Source organism: Paracoccus aestuarii, from assembly GCF_028553885.1.
Lineage (GTDB): Bacteria > Pseudomonadota > Alphaproteobacteria > Rhodobacterales > Rhodobacteraceae > Paracoccus > Paracoccus aestuarii.
This window is the reverse complement of record NZ_CP067170.1, coordinates 95276-113747: the sequence shown is the minus strand read 5'-3', so window position 1 is coordinate 113747 and position 18472 is coordinate 95276. Positions and strand designations below refer to the sequence as shown.

The 18472-nt window shown below is 66.9% G+C and carries 13 protein-coding genes and 1 pseudogene; 5 read left to right on the top strand and 9 right to left on the bottom strand.

Features of this window, described 5'->3' with window-relative positions; translation table 11 throughout:
• Nucleotides 1-177: 177 nt before the first annotated feature.
• Nucleotides 178-744 (bottom strand): DUF1349 domain-containing protein, encoded by a 567-nt coding sequence (locus tag JHW48_RS16145; protein ID WP_119886400.1) that lies wholly within the window; start codon nucleotides 742-744, stop codon nucleotides 178-180.
• Nucleotides 745-804: 60 nt separating this feature from the next.
• Nucleotides 805-1236: an LbetaH domain-containing protein gene (locus JHW48_RS16140; protein WP_147388098.1), complete on the bottom strand. Its 432-nt coding sequence runs from the start codon at nucleotides 1234-1236 to the stop codon at nucleotides 805-807.
• A 507-nt stretch (nucleotides 1237-1743) separates the two neighbouring features.
• Here JHW48_RS16140 and JHW48_RS16135 point away from each other — a divergent pair.
• Entirely contained in the window at nucleotides 1744-3489 is a 1746-nt protein-coding gene (locus tag JHW48_RS16135) for a DUF927 domain-containing protein (RefSeq protein WP_170152301.1), read from the top strand.
• Between the two features lie 1075 nt (nucleotides 3490-4564).
• Here the strand turns inward: JHW48_RS16135 and JHW48_RS16130 are convergent.
• The 4 genes from JHW48_RS16130 to JHW48_RS16115 form a co-directional block, all read right to left on the bottom strand.
• Nucleotides 4565-6826 carry a hybrid sensor histidine kinase/response regulator gene (locus JHW48_RS16130; RefSeq protein WP_119886402.1) on the bottom strand — a complete coding sequence of 754 codons (2262 nt, stop codon included), beginning with the start codon at nucleotides 6824-6826 and terminating at the stop codon, nucleotides 4565-4567.
• A complete protein-coding gene (locus tag JHW48_RS16125) occupies nucleotides 6823-7971 on the bottom strand; it encodes an FIST N-terminal domain-containing protein (RefSeq protein ID WP_119886403.1) in 1149 nt (382 codons plus the stop codon). The genes JHW48_RS16130 and JHW48_RS16125 overlap by 4 nt, the downstream gene beginning before the upstream one ends.
• Nucleotides 7949-8659, bottom strand: coding sequence for a response regulator (locus JHW48_RS16120; protein WP_119886404.1), 711 nt, complete (start codon nucleotides 8657-8659; stop codon nucleotides 7949-7951). Before JHW48_RS16120 ends, JHW48_RS16125 begins: the two co-directional genes overlap by 23 nt.
• Nucleotides 8660-8785: 126 nt before the next feature.
• On the bottom strand, nucleotides 8786-10552 hold the full coding sequence (locus JHW48_RS16115; RefSeq protein ID WP_119886405.1) for a PQQ-dependent methanol/ethanol family dehydrogenase: 1767 nt from the start codon (nucleotides 10550-10552) through the stop codon (nucleotides 8786-8788).
• Nucleotides 10553-10773: 221 nt separating this feature from the next.
• Between JHW48_RS16115 and JHW48_RS16110 the strand changes: the two genes are divergently transcribed.
• The 4 genes from JHW48_RS16110 to JHW48_RS16095 all read left to right on the top strand — a co-directional run bounded on the left by JHW48_RS16110 (nucleotide 10774) and on the right by JHW48_RS16095 (nucleotide 14569).
• Nucleotides 10774-11940, top strand: a complete 1167-nt coding sequence (locus tag JHW48_RS16110; RefSeq protein WP_170152251.1) for an ABC transporter substrate-binding protein — start codon at nucleotides 10774-10776, stop codon at nucleotides 11938-11940.
• Between the two features lie 8 nt (nucleotides 11941-11948).
• Nucleotides 11949-12908, top strand: a complete 960-nt coding sequence (locus JHW48_RS16105) for a YVTN family beta-propeller repeat protein (protein ID WP_119885615.1) — start codon at nucleotides 11949-11951, stop codon at nucleotides 12906-12908.
• 153 nt (nucleotides 12909-13061) lie between these two features.
• A complete protein-coding gene (pedF, locus tag JHW48_RS16100) occupies nucleotides 13062-13679 on the top strand; it encodes a cytochrome c-550 PedF (protein WP_240637784.1) in 618 nt (205 codons plus the stop codon).
• Entirely contained in the window at nucleotides 13679-14569 is an 891-nt protein-coding gene (locus JHW48_RS16095; RefSeq protein WP_119885617.1) for a substrate-binding periplasmic protein, read from the top strand. The genes pedF and JHW48_RS16095 overlap by 1 nt, the downstream gene beginning before the upstream one ends.
• 13 nt (nucleotides 14570-14582) lie before the next feature.
• On the opposite strand, the gene JHW48_RS16090 is transcribed toward JHW48_RS16095, so the two are convergent.
• The 3 genes and pseudogenes from JHW48_RS16090 to JHW48_RS16080 form a co-directional block, all read right to left on the bottom strand.
• Nucleotides 14583-15452: an FAD:protein FMN transferase gene (locus JHW48_RS16090; protein WP_119885618.1), complete on the bottom strand. Its 870-nt coding sequence runs from the start codon at nucleotides 15450-15452 to the stop codon at nucleotides 14583-14585.
• Nucleotides 15449-17488, bottom strand: coding sequence for a 4Fe-4S binding protein (locus JHW48_RS16085; protein WP_119885619.1), 2040 nt, complete (start codon nucleotides 17486-17488; stop codon nucleotides 15449-15451). Before JHW48_RS16085 ends, JHW48_RS16090 begins: the two co-directional genes overlap by 4 nt.
• Nucleotides 17489-17755: 267 nt before the next feature.
• Nucleotides 17756-17988 (bottom strand): annotated as a pseudogene (locus JHW48_RS16080) (integrase core domain-containing protein); the annotation flags it as partial.
• Nucleotides 17989-18472: the final 484 nt, after the last annotated feature.

Below are 18472 nucleotides of genomic sequence, written 5' to 3'. Positions count from 1 at the left end.
CGCTCGGCCTATTATTGTCGCTCGACCACTGACGAAGGTGCCCGCGCAACATCCTCAAGCTGGCCATTGGCGCTTGCACCCAGCAAGGTTGATCGTCGGGCTACTGGTCGATCCTCCATCAGAGTAGCTGCCGAGAGTCTTCCTTGCACCGTTTCGTTAGTTTGCCGTCCACAACGGTCAAGCATGCAAGTCGCGGGAAATCGCCTCTTTCACTCGGAAGTCCTTGAAAGTTGCCTCGAAACCGGAACGCTGCGGCGAACAGCACATCATCCCGACATCCACCGCAGTGGTTGGGGGAAAATATGCCAGCCGAACTGGGACGAACGTCGCTTCGACCGGACTGTACTGAACCCGGATGGCTTCGGCATGGCGCGTTAGGCGAATGCGGATGTCCGTCGGATCACCGGGAACCTCGACAAGCGACCAATCCGACATGGTGTTGGTCACGACGACCGAGAAATAGTTCTTTCCGTCCGTGCGTTCGATGCCTGCCTTGATCCAGTGGCTTTCGCTGAGCCGGATCATCAGTCCTGCCTGATCATAGAGCGCCCTGTAGTCGCCGCTTACAGTCACCTCTGCCGTGAAATCACCTTCGACGCGCTGATGGAGGAAATGGCCGCTGTCACGAAAGAACCCGTAGAATGTTCCGCGCCAGAAGTCGGTCTTGTCACCGGTGGTGACCCTGATCACGTCACCGTCCTGTGTCACGTGTTCGGGCGGGTTCAGCCATTTGAGATCAGTCATCTTGGACCGTGCTTCGCTGGAGGTTTCCAATTGAGAGCATGTTGGCTGCACACGGGCCAGTCACGCTTCTTCGATAGGATCAGCGATACCGCAACGCGACTTGCTTTTCGAACTCATGGATAACGCAGGCAGGGTTGCCGCCGAAAAAATCGATGCAAACATCTTGCCGCAGTCATTGGAACCTGCAGGAATCACCGGGCCTGCATCGAGCACATCGCCAAACAAGATCGATACTTCCGCTCGGTATATGACATCGTTCCCAGTTGTCACCGGATGGGCATATTGCCACGCCTGGTTTCTCCGTCCGGCCTGAGAGGCGTGACCGGCGATGTAGATCCCCCCGGTGTGAACGACAATATTACCACCGATAGTCACCTCGGCACTGTCATGGGACTTCCTGCCGCTGGCATCTCGGAAGGGCGAGTTTGAGAGGCAGATAGTTGCGTTGGAAACGGGGTTACAGGAAAAGGAAAGCCTGCAGATCCGCATCATGGGAGGTTCCACAGCTTGGTCAGGTGGAGGCCACTCCCAACGTGAGCAAAGGGATTCTGATCATCCCTGACGATTCGGTCCAATTGCCGGTCCAAGGCATGCGTGACGTCATCTGACCCGGCGAGATCACGGCGACGACGGCAGGGCCATCGTCATTGCTGCCGCGGCTCCTCCCATGCTTGATACAAAATGCGGCGGATTAAACGTCTATCATTTCTAGCGCGGCTCCGTAATTTCCCCTTGTTGTGTCAGCAAAACTGCAAGTTTCGTGGCCCTGTTCTGTCAGTTGGTTCCATCTGGGCAGCTGCGGATACCTGCGGATGCTCAACACATGCCGCGAGACTTTTTCTTGTTTCTGCGGATGGTCGAATCAGGTGATCGCCCCTGTTCTCTCCGATCATGACGCGGCTCTGGTCCAACGGTCCAACGGTCCAAGGACAATGAGCCTGCTCATCGTGGAAAGCATCGGGCGTCGCCATGTCGACCCGCATGATGATGGAGCCGCGTATGAACGACATGATGAGCAACGGCATGGAAGGATCGGCCGGGACGCGCCCTTGGTCTCTCGCGGCTCAAAGCGCTGACCTGACAGAACCAGCACTGCGCATGCTGACGATGGAGGAGCTGGAAGACCGGGTGGCATCGGGCCTGCATTCCGGTTTCAAACTCAAGGCCGGGTTCATCTGCGACATGGACAATACCCGGATCTGCGACCTGATCCTGCCGCTCCGATGGGCACGGCGGCAGGACGGCTCGGGCTACGCTGTCGAGGTGGCCTTTGCGACGCGGCACCGCTCTGTTGCACGTATGGTGCTGGAGAATGTCGCGCTGAACGGATCCCGCGCCATCGCGCGGCTTGCCGATCACGGCTTCACCATGGTCGGGCAGTCGTCCTCCTTGAAGAGGCTTCTGCAGGGTTGGCGCAACGTCCCGGACGCCCTGCGGACCGACCGCTCTGGATGGCTGCGGACCTCTTGCGAGGAGGTTTACATGCGTGCCGACGGCACTTGCCTGGGGGCCTGTCCCACGGAGCCCGGGCCGGCGCTTCTGGCAAATCCCCGGCCGCCGCAGCGGGCCGGCACGCTGGCCGGCTGGCAGGAGGCCGTCGCGCGCCCTGCCCTCGGCAACGACCTGATGATCTTTGCCATCTGCGCCGCCTTGGCCGCGCCCCTGATGCGGCCGGCCGGGATGCAGACCGGGACGTTTCACCTGCACGGCAAGGGTCCGATCGGAAAGTCCCACCTGGCCCTCATCGCCGCCAGCGTGGATCATGCGCCAACGCTGCGGCTGAGCTGGACGATCGATACGGAACGGCTGGATCGCCTTCTGGAGCAAACCTGCGACGGGCTTCTGGATCTGGATTGCCTGTCAGAGAACCCCTCGGGGCGGCTTCTGGAACGGCTGGCGGGCCTCGGAGACGAGGCTGTCGGCCCGCATGACTGGTCCTGGCATGGGATCCGGCTTTCCACCGGTGAACGGCCCCTGAGCAATCTCCTGGCGCAGCACCGCAAGATCGTCGCGGCGGCCGTGACCTCGCGGGTGATCGACATTGCCGCGGGAACTGGTTCTTACGGGGCCTTTCAGACGCTGCATGGCCATGCGGATGCGGATGGTTTTCTTGCGGCCCTGAGGCAGGGTGCAGAGGCGCATCATGGTCATCTCCTCCCCGCCTTCATCGGGCAGATCCTTGCTGGTCAGAAGGCCCTTGGCGGTGTTCTCCCGGAACGGATCGCTGCGATGGCCTCCAAGATCTGCGCGCGGGCGGATTGCCCCGTGACTGCTGTCGAGGGCCCTCTGCGCGAGGCTCTGCGCCGCCTTGCCCTGGTCGCCGTGGCCGGAGAAATGGCGATCACCTTCGGCCTTCTGCCATGGCCGAGGGGCAGCGCAACGGAAGCGCTCGGTGCGATCGCGGCGCGGTGGCTTCCTGGTCAGGATGGCACAGTGAAGCCAGGGAATGTCGTGCGGCGTCTGGCAGCGTTCATCGCCGAAAACCGCGATGTGTTTTCGTGGTTGGATGCCGGCAGCGAGGCCGACAGGGCTGATCCGGAACGCAGCTGGCAGGACGACACGTTCATATATCTGACCGCCACTCAGGCCAATCTGATCCCCGGTTTCCGCGCGTTGCTTCCTGAGCTGGTCAAGCAGGGGGTCGTGGCGCCCGGAGACGAGCGGAACTCGTGGAAATGGCGGATGGGTCGCCAGTTCAAGACACGCCCGCGCTACTACAGGATCCGCAAAGATGCCGTCATGTGAGTGGGTTGCTCGGCGATCCTCGAACGATTTCGGATATTAGGCGGGATCCCGACTTCCGTAACGGGGTCTTCCGGGTCAAGCTACTTCCGCAACAAAATATCGACTGCGGGCACGCGGTAGTCTTGAACCTATCATTCTCCAACTGACCTCTTCTGGCAGAAGGCATTCGTCTGAGGGCATGCCCGGTGCATGTTCCGGTCCGTGGTCCCGACATTGACCGCCAAGATGATGTCATTTCGCCGTCACTCCGATGTGTCCGCCTGATCGGCGTGCGCCCAGTCATTGGACAACGCCTGGAGTTCGGCATCGTCAGAACCGCGTCCTTCGGGGTCGTTGAAGGCCTAGACTTGGGCAGGGCACGGTTGGTGGCCCGGCACGCAGATCCTCAGCCGATATGCGATGCAGGACAGCACCAATCCGGCGCGGCGGCGCGACCGCTATGCGCAACGATCCTCGGCGGCAGGCCCCCGTTCGGCCCATATCCGGAGCCAGGCCGAACGGCCAGGATGCATCACAAATGTCGCAGCCAGGAACCAGGGGAGCCGGAAATCGTCGTCGCCAATATTGGTTATTCGACCTGCGACACAGCGCCTGTCCGACTGATCTCGAGAAGGCATCGAGCCAATCCGTGAGGCGACCGGGGGTCCTTGATCGCAAATCGATAGGTCTGTGCGACCCCCGCGCCGGCCCTGGGCATGGACATCGTGGGACGACAGGGCAGAACCTCCTGGGCAAGCTGGCGGACAAGACCCTCGAGCCCGACCATCCTCAGTCCGAGCAAGAATCGCGGTCGTGCCATCGGTTCGGTTGCCGGCAGCGGCAGAGGATTGCACCCCGGCATTTCTCGATTGAGCTGTCCAAACCTGCCGCATGGGATGGTGGGAACGTTCGGTGAGAGACCCCACACGGATATTTCCAATGCGATGATAACCCGTTGCACCGCCCTGCGCGCATTCAGAACCCGGCGAACCTCCCGCGTCGACCCAGCATTGCAGTGGGCTGGCCCGAACCACCCCGGAAGAAGCCGACGTAAGTTCGTGTCTTCCGTCACTTTCCGACAGATGGCAGGAGCGGCTCATCCGCGCGGCATGTCCTGTCGCATGGCCTCCCGCGCCTCTGCGATGATCTGGGCTAATGTGCCAGGCGCTATCGGTTTGCTCAGCAGGGTGACGCCAAGATCGTCGGCCTGGCGCTGCAGTGCCTCGGATCGGCTGGCGCTCATCAGCCAATAGCGGCTCGTGGTCCCCAGATTATGGGCCAGCCGCCTCAGGCAGGCCAGACCGTCCATGCCCGCGCCCAACTGGTAATCGACGATGCACAGGTCGGGCTCGACCCCGGTTTCCTCCAGCAGGGCCACGGCATCCTCGCCGGAGGATACGTCCAAAACGTTGACGCCCCATTGCTCCAGAAGGCCGGTCAGGGCCTGCATCATCGCGGCGTCGTTCTCGACGATCAGCGCGGTGACCTCGGGCCGGTCCGCGCCGCCCGGCCCCAATCCGCTGAACGCCCCCCGCCGGTCGGGTGCCTGCAGCGTCGCGGCCACCTCGACCCCGAAGGTCGAACCGCGCCCCGGCGCCGAGCGCAGCGTCAGCGCATGGCCCAGAAGCGCCGCGGCCCGGTCGACGATGGCCAGGCCCAGGCCCAGCCCCTCGGAGGCCGAGGCCTTGGCGTCCAACCGCTTGAACTCGGCAAAGATCAGGCGGTGATCGCCTTCCGCAATCCCCCGCCCGGTATCGCGCACCTGCAGCAGCACCCGACCCGCCCGCGGCCGCGCGGCCACCAGCACCCGTCCTTGGTCCGTATAGCGGATCGCGTTCGCCAACAGGTTCTGCAGGATGCGCCGCAGATAGAGCCGGTCTGAGATCACCCATCCCTGCGCCGGACGCACCACCAGCTGCAGTCCCTTGGCCTGGGCGACGGGGGTGAATTCCTCGCGCAGCTGCTCGAACAGGGGGGCCAGCGCGACCGGCTCGACCGTCAGGGCCGCCTGCCCGGCCTCCAGACGCGAGATGTCCAGAAGCGCCTCGATCAGCCCGCTGACGCTATCCAGGGATCGCTGGATCTTCTCCAGCTTCGCGCGGGGGGCGGGCTGGGCCACATCCTCCAGCAGCGAGCCGACGAACAGGGTCGCCGCCGACAAGGGCTGCATCAGGTCATGGCCCACCGCGGCCACAAAGCGCGCCCGCGAGGCATTCGCCCGTTCGGCCTGGGCCAGCGCGTCCTGAAGCTCCTCGGTGCGGGCGGTGACGCGGGCCTCCAGCGTCTCGTTGGCACGGCTGACGCTGTCCAAGGCACGGCTGTAATCGGTGATGTCGTCGATCGACAGCACGAAGCCGCCATCGGGGATCTCCTGCGCGTGCAGCGCCAGGGTGCGCGGCCCCCCGACACCCCCAAGGCGCATCACCTCGACCCCAAAACTTTCGCGCCGCCGCACCGAACGCGCCCAATCCGCCAGCCGGTTCGCCCCCTTCTGCGCGGGAAACACGAATTGCGTGCGCAGCTGGTGCCACAGCTCGTCGAAATGCACCCCCTCGCGCAGGCGCGTCAGCGGCAGGGTCAGCATCTGGGACAGGTTCGCGTTCCAGGCCAGCAGCCGCAGCCGCCCGTCGAACAGGCACACCCCCAAGGGCAAGTGCTCCAGCGTGGCCTTCAGGATCGCGGCCTGGTCGTTCAGCAGCCGCCCCCGTTCCGCCCGCTCGGCGCGGATCAGGTCGGTCACCTCGGTCTGCAGGATCGCGGTGCCGCCATCCGCCGTGCGCTGTTCCGACACCTGGATCAGCCGGCCTTCGGTCAGCTCCTGCGTCAGGATGAAGTGACGTTCGGCATGGCGGCTGCGGCGCATCGCGATCCAGGCATCCGGGGTCATCCCCTCCGGCGGCTTGAAATGCCGCGAGCTAGCGACGACGCGCAGATAGGTCTCGAAATCCAGGCCGGGCTGCAGGCGGTCGACGATATCGGGCAGGATCGCGTTGAAGCGCGAATTGCACATGACCAGCACGTCATCGGCGTCGAACAGCGCGAACCCCTCCTGTACGGCCTCGATGGCCGACGACAGGTTCTGCCGCGCGGCCTCCTTGTCGCGATAGGCCTGGGACAGGCTGGCATTCGAGGCGTTCAGCAGGTCCAGCGCATGTTCCAGCTCGCGCGTGCGGGCACGAACCTCGTCCTCCAGCAGGGCGGCGCGCTGGAACTGGGCATAGCCGCCGGCGGTGTCCTGGGGCTGATCCTCGATCTGGCGGATCAGGGCCTGGGCGATGACGACCAGTTTCTGGTGCCGCCGCTCGGCATCGTCACCCGGCGCCATCATGCGGGCGATGTCGGCGGGCCGGTCGCTCATGCGGGGTCGAAGAAGGCGACGCCGGTCAGCGTCTGGTTCACATGCATGCCGCCGGTCTGCTCGCCATAGGTCGAAAAGCCCGCGACGCGGTGCCGGACCAGCAGGTCCGAGACGGGGCGCATCTGCTGGCGGGCCTCGGCATCCATGCGGCGAAAGATGCAGTCGAAGCCCAGGATCATGCGCGGCGCGCCCGCCGCCGACAGGTCCGCAAAGGATTGGGCCAGATGGGTGGCCATGTCGGATTCGCCGGCCAAGGTCAGCACCATCCCCTCGGCCACGGCGCCGAAGAACTGCAGCCCGTCATCGGGGCCGACGCCCCGGATCGCGCGCACGAAATGGCGGCTGCCGGCGCGCACCATCACCGGCCGTGTCGCAAACATCTGCGGGCCCAGATCTGCGGGATCGCAACCCAGCAGCCGGGCATATTCGCGCGCCGCCGGTTCGTCATTGATGCGCAGCACGGTGCGGGCGGCGGGATCGGCGCGGGTCACGACCATCTGCGTGCGCGAGGGCCGCGCCGAGTTGAAGGAAAAGGGCCGCATCGCCATGCGGCTGCGCAGCAGGCACAGGACCGCGGCGGCGCGGTCGCGCATCTGCTGGCCGCAGAAGACCCGCGTGCGGTCAAAGGCGCGCCCGTCCCCCGCCGATCCGCCGATGATGCGCACCGGCCCCAGACCCCCGGCCAGCGAGGCGACCAGATGCTCCTCGCGGCCCGACATGCCGTCGACCAGCAGGATGCCCAGTTCCTGCGGCATCTGGGGCGCCCGGCGGGCCAGGTCCTGGCGGGCCTCCTGCAGGCGGGCGATCATCGGGCGCGTGTCGATGGCGTCGATCGGGTCGATCAGCACGGTCGAGGCTGCAAAGCCCGCCTCGGGAAAGCCGATGGCGACCAGGCTGCGATCGGCATAGCCACCCTCGCCCAGCTCGCCCGCGGTGGTGCATCCGGCGATGGCGCAGCGCCCGAAATGGCCCGGCGCCCGGGCCAGAAGCACCGGCAGGTCGGCGCCTTCTCCCGCAAAGATCAGGACCAGCGCAAAGGGGCCGGGACCGAGCCGCGCCGCCAGCGCCGCCACCGGGTCCGGCCCGCCCAAGGGCACCGAGGCGCTGCGCGGCGCCCCGGTCTCAGGCGGCGCCGTTGGCGGCATCGGCGATGCGTCCCCGCAGCTTCACGTCCTGGGCCATCAGCACGGCCTGGGTGCGGGTGGACACGCCCATCTTGCGCATGATCGCGGTGACATGGGCCTTGACCGTGGTTTCCGCAATCGACAGCTCATAGGCGATCTGCTTGTTCATGCGCCCCTCGCAGATCAGTTCCAGGATGCGGGCCTGTTGGCGGGTCAGCTGGGACAGGCGGCGGATCACGGCATCGGCATGGGGGGCCTCGGGTTCGGCCTCGGCGGGCAGGTCGGGGGCAAAGACCTCGCCCGCGGCCAAGGCCTCGAAGGCGGCGCGGAAGACCTCGCGGCGGGAATGTTTCGGCACGAAGCCCGCCGCGCCCCCGGCCAGCGCCGCGCGGATGGTCCGCGTCTCGTTGACCGAGGTGACCAGCAGGACCGGCAGGCGCGGCGCGACGCGGCGCAGGTGCAGCAGCCCCTCCAGCCCGTCCACATCGGGCAGGTTCAGATCCAGCAGGATCACGTCCACATCCGCGCCCGCGGCCAGATGGCGGCTGGCCTGTTCCAGGCTGTCGGCATGGATCACATGCCGGATCCCCGAGACCGATTGCAGCGTCATCGCCAGCGCATCCCCGAACAGCGGGTGATCCTCGACGATCAGCGCGGCGCGGAACGGCCCTTCCTGGCCTGTGCCCGGGATCTGCGGTTGAACTGCCATGGCCTGCCCTTCTTGCACGCGCGTTTCGCGATCTTGCGACGCCTTGCCCCGCTTGGAAAGAGGCGCCGTTGCAGCAAGGGGATGCGCGGCGTGCCGCACATCCCCGTCCTCCGGGTCGACCGCGGATCAGTTCGCGGCCAGTTGGGCGGGCAGCTTGAACGTCCAGACCATGCCGCCTTGATTGAGGTAGTTCACCTTCTTGGCAACCTCGCCACCCCAGAGCGGCACCGCCCCGCCCCAGCCCGAGACGATGGTGACATATTGCTCGCCATCCTGTTCCCAGGTCACGGGCTGACCGACGATCCCCGAGCCGGTCTGGAAGGACCACAGCTCCTCGCCGGTCTCGTCGTCCAAGGCCTTGAACTCGCCCTCGGGCGTGCCGAAGAAGACGAGGCCGCCGGCCGTGGTCATCACCCCGCCCCAGAGCGGCGCGTCGTTCTGGTATTCCCACTTCACCTCGCCCGTCATCGGGTCCATCGCCTTGAGCGAGCCGATATGGCTTTCGAAGATCGGCTTGATGGTGAAGCCCGCGCCCAGATAGGCCGCGCCCTTCTTGTAGCTGATCGGCTCGTTCCAGATGTCCATGCCCCACTCGTTCGAGGGGATGTAGAAGAGGCCCGTGTTCTGGCTGTAGGCCATCGGCTGCCAGTTCTTGCCGCCGAGGAACGAGGGCACGGCAAAGACCTGCTGACCCTTGCCGCCTTCGGCGGCCTCGTTCATCGCGCCGGGGCGGTTTTCCTCGATGAAGACGGGGCGGCCCGTCTCGTCGATGCCCGACGCCCAGTTGATGTCGGCCACAAAGGGATGGGCATCCACGAAGGCCCCGTCCTCGCGGTTCAGCACATAGAAGAAGCCGTTGCGGTCGGCAGTGCCGTAGCGCTTGTTCCCCTCGCGATCGGTATAGGAGACGACCTCGTTCACGCCGTCGAAATCCCAGCCCTCGCGCGGGGTGGACTGGAAATGCCACTTGATCTCGCCCGTCTCCGGATCGATCCCGAGGCGCGACGCGGCATAGAGGTTGTCGCCGGCATTCCCTTCGACCGGCGTGCCGGCATTGCGCAGATGGCTGTTCCAAGGTGCGGGGTTGCCCGTGCCGAAGACCAGCGTGTTCGTGTCGATGTCATAGGAACCACCCAGCCAGGTCGCGCCACCGCCGGTCTGCCACATGTCGCCCGGCCAAGTCGCGTTCAGCGTCCCGGTCATGGTGCTTTCCTCGCCGTTCAGGGTGCCCATATGGCCCTCGATCACCGGGCGGGTCCAGACGGTCTCGCCCGTCTCGGCGTCGCGGGCCTGCACCTCGCCGACGATCCCGAATTCGCCGCCGGAATTGCCGGTGATGATCATCCCGTCCACGATCAGCGGCGCGGCGGTATAGGAATAGCCTTCCTTGTATTCGGCGATCTTCTTGTTCCATTTCACGTCGCCGGTCTTCAGGTCCAGCGCGATCAGGCGCGCGTCCAGCGTGCCGAAATAGATGTTGTCGCCATAGATCGCCGCACCCCGGTTCACCACGTCGCAGCAGGGCAGGATGCCCTCGGGCAGGCGGGCGTCGTATTGCCAGATCTCGCGCCCGGTCTCGATGTCGATCGCATAGATGCGGGAATAGGACCCCGTCACATACATCACGCCGTCATGGATCAGCGGCTGGCTTTCCTGCCCGCGCTGCTTCTCGCCGCCGAAGGAAAAGGCCCAGGCCGGCATCAGGTTCCTGACATTGTCGCGGTTCAGCGTGGTCAGCGGGCTGAACCGCTGCAGGTCGCGCCCCATCCCGTTGGTCAGCACGTTGCCGGTGCTGGCCTGATCGTTGGCCAGGTCCTCCTCGGTCACGGCGGCTTGGGCCACCGGGGCCGCCGCCATCATCGCCAGCACGGTCGCCAGCACGAATCTGTTCATGGTGTCCTCCTCCGCTCACTTCCCGGCCCCGGCTGTCGCGGGGTCTTGCAAGGGGGCAGTATGGGGGCGGGCGGGGTGGCGTATATTGTCCATTGGTCGAATGATTCCCGTGCGCTGCCGGGCTGACCCACGACCGCGCGGCTGACCAGTTCGACCATGGTCCTATTTCCGCACGGGGCGCTTCCTGCCGATCCTCGGGCCGAGGAAAGGGAGGGACCATGATGCCCAAACGGCTTGCCATCATCGGCGCCGCGATGACCGCCTGCGCGACAGCCGCCGCCGCGCTGGAGGTGCGCATCGACATGGTCGAACGCCAGGTCGTCCCGCCGCCGATCCTGTCGAACCTGATCGCCCCGCCCGAGGACCTGGCCCTGGCCGGTGCGCGGCTCGGGCTGTCGGACATCGCCGCGACCGGGCGCTTCATGGGCGACGACTTCACCCTGACCGAGACGCGCATCGCCCCCGGGGAAGACCTGCGCCCCGCCATCGAGGCGCTGCTGGCCGATGGCGCGCGGCTGATCCTGGTCAAAGCGCCGGCCGAGGACATGCTGGCGCTGGCCGATCTCGCCGCGGCCGAGGGCGCGGTGATCTTCAACGTCTCCGACCCCTCCGAGGCGCTGCGCGGGGCTGACTGCCGCGCGAACGTCCTGCACACGACGCCCAGCCTTGCGATGCGCACCGACGCGCTGGCGCAATTCGCGCTGAAGAAGCGCTGGACCCGGCTGGCGCTGCTGCAGGGTCCAAACCCCGAGGATGCGGCCTTTGCCGACGCGCTGCGGGCGTCGCTGACCAAGTTCGGCCTGTCGCTGGCCGCGGAAAAGGCCTGGGCCTTCGATGCCGACATGCGCCGCGTCGCCTCGGAGGAGCTGCCGGCCTTCACCCAGGACCTGCCCGACCATGACCTGCTGCTGGTCGCGGATGAACGCGGCGATTTCGGCCGCTACATCCCCTACAACACCTGGGTGCCGCGCCCCGTCGCGGGCTCCGAGGGGATCATGCCGCTCGGCTTTTCCGGCGTGGTCGAGAATTGGGGCGCCGCGCAGCTGCAGACCCGGTTTCGCGACCTGTCCGGGCGCGAGATGCAGGCCACCGATTTTGCCGCATGGGCCGCCGCCGCCGCCATCGGCGAGGCCGTGACCCGCACCCGCAGCGCCGATCCGGACGTGCTGCACGATTACCTGCTGTCCGACGGCTTCCGGCTGGCGGGGTTCCTGGGCACGCCCCTGTCGTTTCGCGCATGGGACGGGCAGATGCGCCAGCCGATCCCGCTGGTCACCGAACGCGCCGTCGTCGTCACCGCGCCGCTGGAGGGGTTCCTGCACGAATTCTCCGAACTCGACACGCTTGGGCAGGACCGCCCCGGCACATCCTGCACCGCATTCCCATGAGGCCCCGCATGTTCCGTCCCGTCCTTCTGTCGCTTGCCCTTGCCGGCCCCGCCGGCGCGGACGAGATCTGGGTGTCCAACGAACTGGACGATACCGTCAGCGTCATCGACGTCGCCACGCTGGAGGTCAAGGCGACCTATCCGACCGGCCAGCGCCCGCGCGGGATCACCTTCAACAGTGATCACAGCCTGCTGTATATCTGTGCCTCGGACAGCAATGCGGTGCAGGTCATGGACCCCGCGACGGGCCAGATCCTGCACGACCTGCCCTCGGGCGACGATCCCGAACAGTTCGTTCTGTCCCCCGACGACCGCCAGCTGTGGATCGCGAACGAGGATGACGCGCTGACCACGGTCGTCGATACCGAGACCCGCCGCGTCGTCGCCCAGATCGCCGTCGGGATCGAACCCGAGGGGATGGGCATGTCCCCCGACGGCCGCATCCAGGTCACCACCTCGGAGACGACCAACATGGCCCATTGGATCGACACCGAGACGCATCAGATCATCGCCAATACCCTGGTCGACAGCCGCCCCCGCCACGCCGAATTCAGCCATGACGGCAGCCAGCTCTGGGTCAGCTCCGAGATCGGCGGCACGGTCACGGTCTTCGACACGGAAACCCGTGCCGAGATCGCCAAGATCGCCTTTTCGCTGCCCAATATCCGACCCGAGCGGTTGCAGCCCGTCGGCATGGTCTTTTCGCCGGACGGCGGCAAGATCTTCGTGGCGCTCGGGCCGTCGGACCATGTGGCGGTGATCGACACAGCCAGCTTTCAGGTCATCGACTACATCCTGGTGGGCCGCCGCGTGTGGCATCTGGAGCTGTCGCCGGACGGCACGCGGATGTTCACGACCAACGGCGTCTCGGGCGATGTGACCGTCTTCGACGTGGCCAGCCACCAGCCGATCAAGACCATCAAGGTCGGCCGCTATCCCTGGGGCGCGGCTGCCCGGCCCCTGCCCTGACATCGCCTCGACCAAGGTCGAATTGCCGCCATGTGCGCCCTGCCCCTAACTGGCGCCAAGCCGAAATGAAGGAGGATTTCCGTGCCCATCCCGTCCCGCCGCGCCCTGTCCGCCGCGCTGATCGCCGCAGCCCTCGCCCTGCCTGTCCAGCTGATGGCGCATGGCGATGTCGCGCCCCAGCCCATGAATACCGAAGCCCTGCCCGATGTCGGCGAGGACTGGCTGACCGAGAACCCCTATCGCGCCGAGGCGGCCGGGGACGAGGTCTGGCTGACCGCCGTCAAGATCGGTGACAGCGGCTATAACCAGAACTGCGCGCGCTGCCACGGGCTGGGGGCGGTGTCGGGCGGTCTGGCCCCCGACCTGCGCTTCCTCGAGGCCGAGGAATATGGCGACGAATGGTATATCGAGCGGTTCCGCCACGGCTATACCCAGGACGGCGTGACCAAGATGCCCGGCTTCGAGGAGGTTCTGGACCAGAAGGCGGCCTGGGCGATCCGCACCTATGTCGAGACCCGCCCCGAGGATGGCGCGCTGGACGACCACACCGCCCGCCTGACCGAGATCCGCGACCAGCTGGCCGCAGGCGACGGCGACACCACCGCCATCGCCGCCGAACTGACCCAGATCGCAGGCAATGTCGCCACCGCATCCGGCGCACCCAAGGCCGACAGCACCGTGTCGCGCGCGGCCGAGATCCTGGCGCTGGCGCCCGACAACCGCAAGGGCGCGTCCGAGCTGTTGACCATCGGCCTTTCCGCGGCGCATTGATGCGTGGCCTGGCCGTCATCCTCGCGCTGCTGCTGGCGGGTCCGGCGGCGGCGCAGCCCGCGCCCCTTTGCGCCGATCACGTCCCGCAGGCCCGCCCGCAGAACACCTTTCCGCAGGATGTCGGCCGCAGCCTGGACCGGATTCGCGAACAGGGCTGGATCGAGATCGCCGTCTACGAGGATTTTCCGCCCTGGTCGCATGACACGGACGGCACGCCCCACGGCATCGACGTGGATCTGGCCCATCTGATCGGCGAGGGCCTGGGTGTGGAGACGCGCATCCGCATGGTCCAGGCGGGCGAGACCTTCGATCAGGATCTGCTGAACTATGTCACGCGGGGCGCGGTGGTGGATGGGCATGTCTCGAACCTGTTCCTGCATGCGCCCTATGATCCCGCCTATGCCTGCCGCTTCGACCAGGTGGTCTTCACCGGCATCTATGCCGAGGAACGGCTGGCCATCGCCTATCGGCAGGCGGATTACCCCGAAAAGGGGCCGGTCCCGGCCTATTTCCGCTATGACACCGTCGGGGTCGAGAACGATGCGATCGCGGATTTCTACCTGACCTCGCTGGTGGGGGCGGCGGGCGACAAGGTGCGCCGCTATCGCTCGACCGCGGCGGCGATGGCGGGGCTGGCCGGGGGCGAGGTCATGGCCGTGATGGGCCCCGTGACCGAGCTGGAGGGCCTGTCGGGCGACGGTGTTCTGGTCCATACGCCGCCGATGGTAGGGCTGGATCGGTCGTCCTGGACGCTTGGCGTGGCGCTGTCGACCCAGCACCGCCCGCTCGGCTACGAGGTCGATGCCATCATCGGCGAGGCTGTGGCCGATGGCCGGATCGAGGCGATCTTTGCCCGGCATGGCGTGCGCTATCGTCCGGGGCTGCGGTAAGGGGCGGCCCCGATCAGCCGTGGCGCTCGATCGTGGAGAGGTTTCCCGCCGGGTCGACCACCCGCACCGGTCCCAGGCCAAGACGGACCTGCGCCTGACGGATCGCCGGGGCAGGCATCAGCACGAAGGCGGTGGATGCGGCATCGGCCAGCGCGGCGGTGGGTGCCTCGACCGTCACGCTGGACCAGAGCGGCGCCTGACCCTGCGGCCCGATGATATGGCTTGAACCCGTCGCAAAGCGCAGCGCCCCGGGGGATGAGGTGGCCACCGCCCGCCCCGCGCGCAGGGTGATCCGGCCCAGGCCCCTCGCTGCGGGATCGACCAGTTCCAACCGAAAATCACCGCCGAGCGCGCGCTGTTCGCCGATATCCACCAGGACGGGGCCAAGCCCGGCCAGCTCTGCCGCGATCAGGTCGGTGGCAAGGCCCTGCGCCAGCCCGTTCATCGTCAGCGCCTGCCCCGGTGCCAGTTGCACGCCGTCCCTGATCCGCGCGATCCCCCCCAAGGGCCGGACCCGCGGCGCCGGCATGCCCCCGGCCCGGGCCGCCCAGATCGGCTGGACGCCCGGATCGAAGATCCCGCCCGTCGCCGCATGGACCCTGCGCGCCAGGTGCAAGGCCAGGCGCATCTCGGGGGACAGCGTCACCGCCGCGCCCTGATTGAGGCGCGTCAGCTCGGACGGGGCATGCAGCGAAAAGACCTGTTCGATCCGGCGGATGCGGGCCAGCACCCGGGCCAGCGTCGCGTCGCGCAGATCGCCCGAGCGGATCAGGATGCGGGCATCGGCGCCCATCGCCCGGCCCTGCCATTCGGCCGCGTCCGCCGCGCGCCCCGCCAGTGCCGCGCCCGCAAGGATGGTCAGGAACCGTCTGCGCGTGGTCATGCCGCCCTCCGTCTGGCGCGGGCGGCCAGGATCAGCGGCACGCATTGGCGCGGATCGTCGTGGATCGTCACGCAATCGAGGCATTGGAAACATTCGCCATAACGCACCTGCCCCTTGGGGGCGATGGCGTCATAGCGGCAGCGCACCCGGCACAGCTGGCAGGGGATGCCGCATTCCGCCCGGCGCGGGATCCAGCGGCGCAGGCGCAGGATGTCGCCCGCCCGCAGCAGCGCACCAAGTGGGCAGAGCGACCGGCAGAATCCCTTGAACCAGACCATCGACAGGACCAGCCAGCCGCCCGCCCAGAGGATATAGGGCCAGGGCCGGGCGAAATGGGTGGTGATGGCGGTCTTGAAGGGCTCGATCTCGGCGGTGGTCTCCAGATGGGCGGGGACAAGGATCGCGGTCAGGACCAGACCCGCCAGCGCGGCGGGTCCGGTCCAAAGAAGCGCGCGGCCCAGGCTTGGGGCGGGGCGCCAGTCCGGCAGGCCGAGCCGACGCCCGGCATGATGCGCGAATTCCTGCATCGCGCCATAGGGACACAGCCAGCCGCAGAACAGCCCCCGCCCCCAGAGGACCAGCCCCGCCAGCGTCACCGCCCAGATCACCAGCGAGAACGGATCATAGAGCAGCACCGCCAGCCCCCCGCCCTGCATCAGCCCCCGCAGCACCGCCAGCGGGGTGACGATCGACAGCTGCCCCTGCCCCCAGAAGCCGATGAAGCCGATCACGAAGGCCAGCCAGCCAAGCCGGATCGCGCCATAATGCCGGTGCCCGGCCAGGCGCGACTGCCGCGCCAGCCCCGCCAGCAGCAGGGCCAGGGCGGCGATCAGAACGGCCAGATCGGCACGGCGCGCATGGGCGGCCTCCAGCCAGGCCGGGCGCGGCGCAGGGCCTTCGGGTGTCAGGAAGAAGCGCTGCGGCAGGATCATCGGCAGGGTCAGGTCGGCATGGCCGATCTCGGGCTGGAACATGCCATGCTGGCGCTCGGCCCGGACGGTCAGCTGCCATTCGCGCGTCGGATCGAAGCCGAGCCTGCGGTCGAGGCGCAGCACCATCCGCGCCGCGTCCTGCCAATCGGCAAGGTCCGGATGCAGCTCGGCCAGGATATCGGCATCGCGCAGCGCCAGCGGCAGACCGTCCTGCGTGGCGCCCAAAAGATCCGGCGCGGTGTTGCGGACGAAATCCGGGCCCACAAGGCCGTGGCGGCCGCGGTCGAGCAGCAGGATGAATTCGTCATCGGGGGCGACGCGGGATTGCGCCTGAACCTCGGCCAGCGTTTCGGGCGACAGGACGGCGCGGGCGATGGCGGGCGGGCCGATATCGACGGCCAGCAGGTCGAGGAACAGACCCTGCGGATCGCCAGCGCCCTCGGGATCCGCGCCCGACCATCGCGTGCCGGCAAAGGCGGCCTCGACCTCGGCATTGGTGACCGAGAGCCTGCGCGCGATGCCCTGGTCCAGCAAGGCGTCGAGGTTCAAGCTCTCGGCATGGTCCGGGTCGGGCCGCGGGGGCGGGCCGGCGCTGATCCCCTGCATCCGTTCGCGCGCGACGGCCAGCGTCGCCGCCAGGATCGATTCATGCGCGATGCGGACCGAGGCCGTGGCCTTGGTCACCCCGTCCAGCCAGACCAGATCGCCCCCCTGCCCGGCGCCATAGGGATTGCCGACGACCAGGGGCTCGGTGATCGCATGCCCGCGATATTGCGACAGGAAGGCGCGCAGCGGCGCCTCGCCCAGGCCCGAGACGAAGATCGGCTCGTTATGGGCCAGCAGGCGCACGTCGATGAACCGGCCCTCCAGATCCAGCATGACCAGCATGTTGATCGGCTGGCCGGAAAACCCCGGCAGCGGCGCCAGCGGGCCTGTCTCGAACAGGAACCCCGCCTCGCCGCCGCCGGAATTCAGCAATCCATGGACGCCCTGGTCATTCAGCCTGTCGCCAAGGGCATAGGGTGCGATCACATGATCGGCCATGTCCTGCGCACCAAGCCGCAGCGGCACCAAGAGCAGCAGGATGAGCAGCGCGCGATACATGCCTGGCACGATACGCCCTGCCCATCGTGGTGCCATTCGACCAAAGTCGAGGTTCAGGATGTCGGAAATGCGCCTGCGCCCATTCCAAAGGGGGCAGTCGCAGCGCGTTCATGCACGGACCCAAAGCACAAGCCGTCGCATCACACCGCGATGCCTGACGCTTGCAATCGGGCCGCTGTGAGGCCCCGTTCTGGCAAGAAAGCAGCCCGACAGGGTGCGGAAACGAGAAGCATCCCCATTTCGACGGGGACGCGACCGCGGAACTCTCGCGGCCATTTTCAGTTTCGTGGCCGGTGTGACGCCACCGATATCCATGTCGGGGCGCTTGTTGCTAGAGGTTCGCAGGCATTCCGTTGCGATCTGCTGCGCCTCATCGATGGTTTCAAAGGTCTAGAGGTCCAGCCATTCGTGCTGTAGCGCTCGACATGGGCCGTCCGCCGCTGCTTGTCGGGCTGGCTGCAGGTCAGGGCGATGCGCTGCTTATCGCGCCAGATCGTCAGCCTTGGCCGCGATGCCTGCAGCTACGTTCAAAAGAGCCGTTGCGCTGACCGGTCGAACCCGCCGTGGCGTTTTTGCGGGCGAGAGGGGATATCAAGTTCGCCTTCATCGGCAAGCACCGATGGTCGTGGAGGCCCCGAAGATGCCGGCTTGGCGACGCGGCAAGGTCGAAGCGCTGCTGCACCATTCCGACCAGGGATCGTCATACGACCTGCAGGCAGGTCCAACGCCTGTCGGACAAACCAACATCATCTGCGCAACGAGCCGGGCCGGCAATGTCCGGGATCCGTCCATGGCAATGTCGGCGATGGAAAGCCTCTTCTCGACGCTGAAGACCGAACGCACCGGCCGCAAATTGTATCGCCCCCGAAATGCAGGTTGCGCCGATGTCGTGGCCGACATCGAAGGGTTTCACAATCCACGGCGCCATCATGCGAAACCGGGCAACCAGACCCTTGCAGAACGCCCCGGGCACTTGGGCTGGCT